The organism is Streptomyces sp. NPDC054863 (genome assembly GCF_053610825.1).
On record NZ_JBSGZD010000421.1, the window covers coordinates 1 to 5,067 of the forward strand.

Here is a 5,067-nt window from a genome sequence, read left to right on the forward strand (position 1 = left end):
CCCGAGGGAGCGCCGCCCTTCCTGTTGGGCCTTCACCCGTTCAGGGCGTCAGCCGTGCGTCAGCTGCAACCGCTGGTCGAGCCGCAGCCCTCGCAGATGTAGCAGCTGCCGGCGCGCTGCATCTTCGTACCACAGGAGAAGCACAGCGGTGCGTCGGCGCTGATACCCAGCTGCATCTCGACCAGCTCGGCCGAGGTGTGCGGAGCGTTCTGCTGCGCGACCGGAGCGACGGCCTCCGCCTTGGGCGCGGCGATCGTGGCCAGCGGAGCGGACTGCGAGAGCCCCTCCACGTCCAGCTCGTCCTCCTCCATCGACGGCTCGTAGGAACCGGTGTCGAGGTGGCGCTGACGCTCCTCGGCGGAGTGGATGCCGAGCGCGGAACGCGTCTCGAAGGGCAGGAAGTCCAGCGCCAGGCGGCGGAAGATGTAGTCGACGATCGACTGCGCCATCCGCACGTCCGGGTCGTCCGTCATGCCGGCCGGCTCGAAGCGCATGTTGACGAACTTCGAGACGTACGTCTCCAGCGGGACGCCGTACTGGAGGCCCACGGACACCGCGATCGAGAAGGCGTCCATCATGCCCGCAAGGGTCGAGCCCTGCTTGGACATCTTGAGGAAGACCTCGCCGAGACCGTCGTCCGGGTAGGAGTTGGCGGTCATGTAGCCCTCGGCGCCACCCACCGTGAAGGAGGTGGTGATGCCCGGGCGGCCCTTGGGGAGGCGCTTGCGGACCGGACGGTACTCGATGACCTTCTCGACGGCCGTGCGAATGGTGTCCTCGGCCTTGGCGGTGACCGCCTCCTTCTCCTTCTCCTTGGTCTTGGCGGAGAGGGGCTGGCCGACCTTGCAGTTGTCGCGGTAGATCGCGAGCGCCTTGACGCCCATCTTCCACGCCTCGAAGTAGACCTCTTCGACGTCCTCGACGGTCGCCGTCTCCGGCAGGTTGACCGTCTTGGACAGTGCGCCGGAGATCCACGGCTGGATGGCCGCCATCATGCGGACGTGGCCCATCGCGGAGATGGAACGCTCGCCCATCGCGCAGTCGAAGACCTCGTAGTGCTCGGTCTTCAGGCTCGGGGCGTCGATCACATTGCCGTTCTCGGCGATGTGGGCGACGATCGCCTCGATCTGCTCCTCCTGGTAGCCCAGGCGACGCAGGGCCTGCGGGACGGTGCCGTTGACGATCTGCATCGAGCCGCCGCCGACCAGCTTCTTGAACTTGACCAGTGCGAGGTCGGGCTCAAGGCCGGTGGTGTCGCAGGACATCGCGAGACCGATGGTGCCGGTGGGGGCGATGACCGAGGCCTGCGCGTTGCGGAAACCGTTCTTCGCGCCGAGGCGGATCACGTCCTGCCAGGTCTCCGTCGCGGCGGCCCAGATGGGGTTGTCCAGGTCGTCGACGTGCACGGCCACGGCGTTGGCGTCGGCGTGCTGCTTCATGACGCGCTGGTGCGGCTCGGCGTTGCGGGCGTAGCCGTCGTACGGACCGACGACGGCGGCCAGCTCGGCGCTGCGCTTGTACGAGGTACCCGTCATCAAAGAGGTGATCGCGCCGGCGAGGGCACGACCGCCGTCGGAGTCGTACGCGTGGCCGGTCGCCATGAGGAGCGCGCCCAGGTTGGCGTAACCGATGCCCAGCTGGCGGAAGGCGCGGGTGTTCTCACCGATCTTCTCGGTGGGGAAGTCCGCGAAGCAGATGGAGATGTCCATCGCGGTGATGACCAGCTCGACGACCTTGGCGAAGCGCTCGGACTCGAAGGACTGGTTGCCCAGGCCGTCGTCCTTGAGGAACTTCATCAGGTTCAGCGAGGCGAGGTTGCACGAGGTGTTGTCCAGGTGCATGTACTCGCTGCACGGGTTCGAGCCGTTGATGCGGCCGGACTCCGGGCAGGTGTGCCACTTGTTGATGGTGTCGTCGTACTGGATGCCCGGGTCGGCGCAGGCCCAGGCGGCCTCGGCCATCTTGCGGAAGAGGGACTTGGCCTCGACCTCTTCGATGACGTCGCCGGTCATGCGGGCGCGCAGGCCGAACTTGCCGCCGGACTCGACGGCCTTCATGAACTCGTCGTTCACACGAACCGAGTTGTTGGCGTTCTGGTACTGGACGGACGTGATGTCGTCGCCGCCCAGGTCCATGTCGAAGCCCGCGTCGCGCAGGGCGCGGATCTTCTCTTCTTCCTTCACCTTGGTCTCGATGAAGTTCTCGATGTCGGGGTGGTCGACGTCGAGGATGACCATCTTGGCCGCGCGGCGGGTGGCGCCGCCGGACTTGATCGTTCCGGCGGAGGCGTCGGCACCGCGCATGAAGGAGACCGGGCCCGACGCGTTGCCGCCGGAGGACAGCAGCTCCTTGGAGGAGCGGATGCGGGAGAGGTTCAGGCCGGCGCCGGAGCCGCCCTTGAAGATCATTCCCTCTTCCTTGTACCAGTCGAGGATCGACTCCATGGAGTCGTCGACGGCCAGGATGAAGCAGGCGGAGACCTGCTGCGGCTGGGGCGTGCCGACGTTGAACCAGACCGGGGAGTTGAAGCTGAAGATCTGGTGCAGGAGGGCGTAGGCCAGCTCGTGCTCGAAGATCTCGGCGTCCGCCGGGGAGGCGAAGTAGCTGTAGTCCTCGCCGGCCTTCCGGTACGTCTTCACGATCCGGTCGATCAGCTGGCGCAGACCCGTCTCGCGCTGCGGGGTGCCGACAGCGCCGCGGAAGTACTTGCTGGTGACGATGTTGACCGCGTTCACCGACCAGAAGTCGGGGAACTCGACGCCACGCTGCTCGAAGTTGATCGAGCCGTCGCGCCAGTTGGTCATGACGACGTCACGATGCTCCCAGACCACCTCGTCGTACGGGTGCACGCCAGGAGTGGTGTGGATGCGCTCGATACGCAGACCCTTGCTGGCCTTGGATCCCTTGTTGCGGGAACCCCGTGCCGGGCCGCTCGTCGTCTCGGTCATGCCGCCTCCCATATCGGGCTAAAACGCCCAGAAGTGCCCAGTTCTTCCTTGGGCACGGTGTGTGTCTGATGTCCGGGTCGTCGCGCGTACGCGCCGAGCCCGTGACAGGTCCTGAGGTGCCGCCGAATGTGCCGCTGTGCGGCTGACCGACAGGAGGGTCGGTCTAGTCGGCGGCGGCAGCGGGCACGGGAACCGCAGGGTTCCCGCCGGGCCCGCACTCCTGGGCCGAGGGCCGCGGGTCACGGAGTTCCGTGATCGCGGCCTCGAAGTCCTCCAGCGAGTCGAACGCCCGGTACACGGACGCGAAACGCAGGTACGCGACGACGTCGAGCTCCTGCAGCGGACCGAGGATGGCCAGGCCCACGTCGTGGGTGGTCAGCTCGGCGCTGCCGGTGGCACGCACCGCTTCCTCGACCCGCTGGCCGAGCTTGGCGAGGGCGTCCTCGGTGACCGGACGGCCCTGGCACGCCTTGCGCACCCCGGAGATGACCTTCGTACGGCTGAAGGGCTCGGTCACCCCGCTGCGCTTGACCACCATCAGCGAGGCCGTCTCCACCGTCGTGAAACGGCGGGAGCAGTCGGGGCACTGACGGCGCCTGCGGATCGACGTCCCGTCGTCCGTGGTGCGACTGTCGACCACTCGACTGTCGGGGTGCCTGCAGAAGGGGCAGTGCATGGTTCCAAGGCCTCCTTCGCGGTACGACTGAAGAGCTCCGGCAGGCCGCACAACGGGCCTTCGAAGCAGCTCCCAGCATAGTCGATGACCGGGGCCCGATGGACCGCGAAACACAACGTGTGGGCAGCTGTGGCGATTCAACCACTAGATCTGGGGGTTGGCCGGGCTACCACCCCTACGCGCGTGTCGCGGCGGAAAGGGGGCTGCGGCGGTCGCCCACGAGACTACGGGACCCGCAAGGGGAACCGGGATTCCGGTCCCCCGGACGGCGCATCGGGAGACCGCGGGAGACCGCCCCGACGGCTCCGGGGCGGCGTTCGACCCGACGGAGAAGGCTACCGTAATAAGCCGAATTGCCGTTCGGGCGATCGACCGGGACTCCCTCCGCAGGACCGAGCCATACACCCATCCGTACGAATAGGGCAGCCATTCTGCAGTTTTTCACTCGAACGTGTGTTTGGCGCAACCTTTCGAAAGCTACTACCGTTGTCCGGTCAGGGAGACCATTCGAGAGGGGCCGACCATGACCACCACCGCGGACAGCGCAACGATCGCCGCCCAGGACCGCTCCCAGGGCCGACTTGAGCCGGTGCATGCCATGAATGACGCAGCCACGAACCCCGAGGGCGCCAAGCCCACCCGCTCGCTGCCCGGCCGACCTCCGGGAATCCGGGCGGACAGCTCCGGCCTCACGGACCGGCAGCGGCGGGTCATCGAGGTCATCAGGGACTCCGTGCAGCGGCGGGGATACCCGCCGTCCATGCGCGAGATCGGGCAGGCGGTGGGGCTCTCCAGCACCTCGTCCGTGGCCCACCAGCTGATGGCGCTCGAACGCAAGGGCTTCCTCCGCCGCGACCCTCACCGCCCCCGGGCGTACGAGGTCCGGGGCTCCGACCAGCCGAGCACACAGACCACGGACACGGCCGGCAAGCCGGCGGCTTCGTACGTCCCGCTGGTCGGCCGGATCGCAGCCGGCGGCCCGATCCTCGCCGAGGAGTCCGTCGAGGACGTCTTCCCGCTCCCCCGGCAACTGGTGGGCGACGGCGAGCTGTTCTGTCTGAAGGTCGTCGGGGACTCGATGATCGAGGCCGCGATCTGTGACGGCGACTGGGTGACGGTCCGCCGCCAGCCGGTCGCGGAGAACGGCGACATCGTGGCCGCGATGCTGGACGGCGAAGCCACGGTGAAGCGCTTCAAGCGCGAGGACAACCACATCTGGCTGCTCCCGCACAACGCCGCGTACCAGCCGATCCCCGGCGACGACGCGACCATTCTCGGCAAGGTCGTCGCGGTGCTCCGGCGTGTCTGACGTCCGGCGTCCGTGCGTGTAGGGCCCTGGAACCCCCCGGGGGGTGCACGGGCCCACAACCACCAAAAACCGGGCCGGGCCCCCCCCCGAAAGGGGGCGGGTGACATAACGGCGGCCTCATCGGGCGTGGGCGC

3 protein-coding genes are annotated in these 5,067 nt (G+C 67.8%); 1 reads left to right on the top strand and 2 read right to left on the bottom strand.

Features of this window, described 5'->3' with window-relative positions; translation table 11 throughout:
* Positions 1-59: 59 nt before the first annotated feature.
* Positions 60-2,948 carry a vitamin B12-dependent ribonucleotide reductase gene (locus ACWGIG_RS36790; protein WP_453326066.1) on the bottom strand — a complete coding sequence of 963 codons (2,889 nt, stop codon included), beginning with the start codon at positions 2,946-2,948 and terminating at the stop codon, positions 60-62.
* Between the two features lie 163 nt (positions 2,949-3,111).
* Positions 3,112-3,624, bottom strand: a complete 513-nt coding sequence (gene nrdR, locus ACWGIG_RS36795; protein WP_453326067.1) for a transcriptional regulator NrdR — start codon at positions 3,622-3,624, stop codon at positions 3,112-3,114.
* A 523-nt stretch (positions 3,625-4,147) separates the two neighbouring features.
* On the opposite strand from nrdR, the gene lexA reads away from it, so the two are divergent.
* Positions 4,148-4,933 (top strand): transcriptional repressor LexA, encoded by a 786-nt coding sequence (lexA, locus tag ACWGIG_RS36800; protein ID WP_453326068.1) that lies wholly within the window; start codon positions 4,148-4,150, stop codon positions 4,931-4,933.
* Positions 4,934-5,067 lie beyond the last annotated feature (134 nt).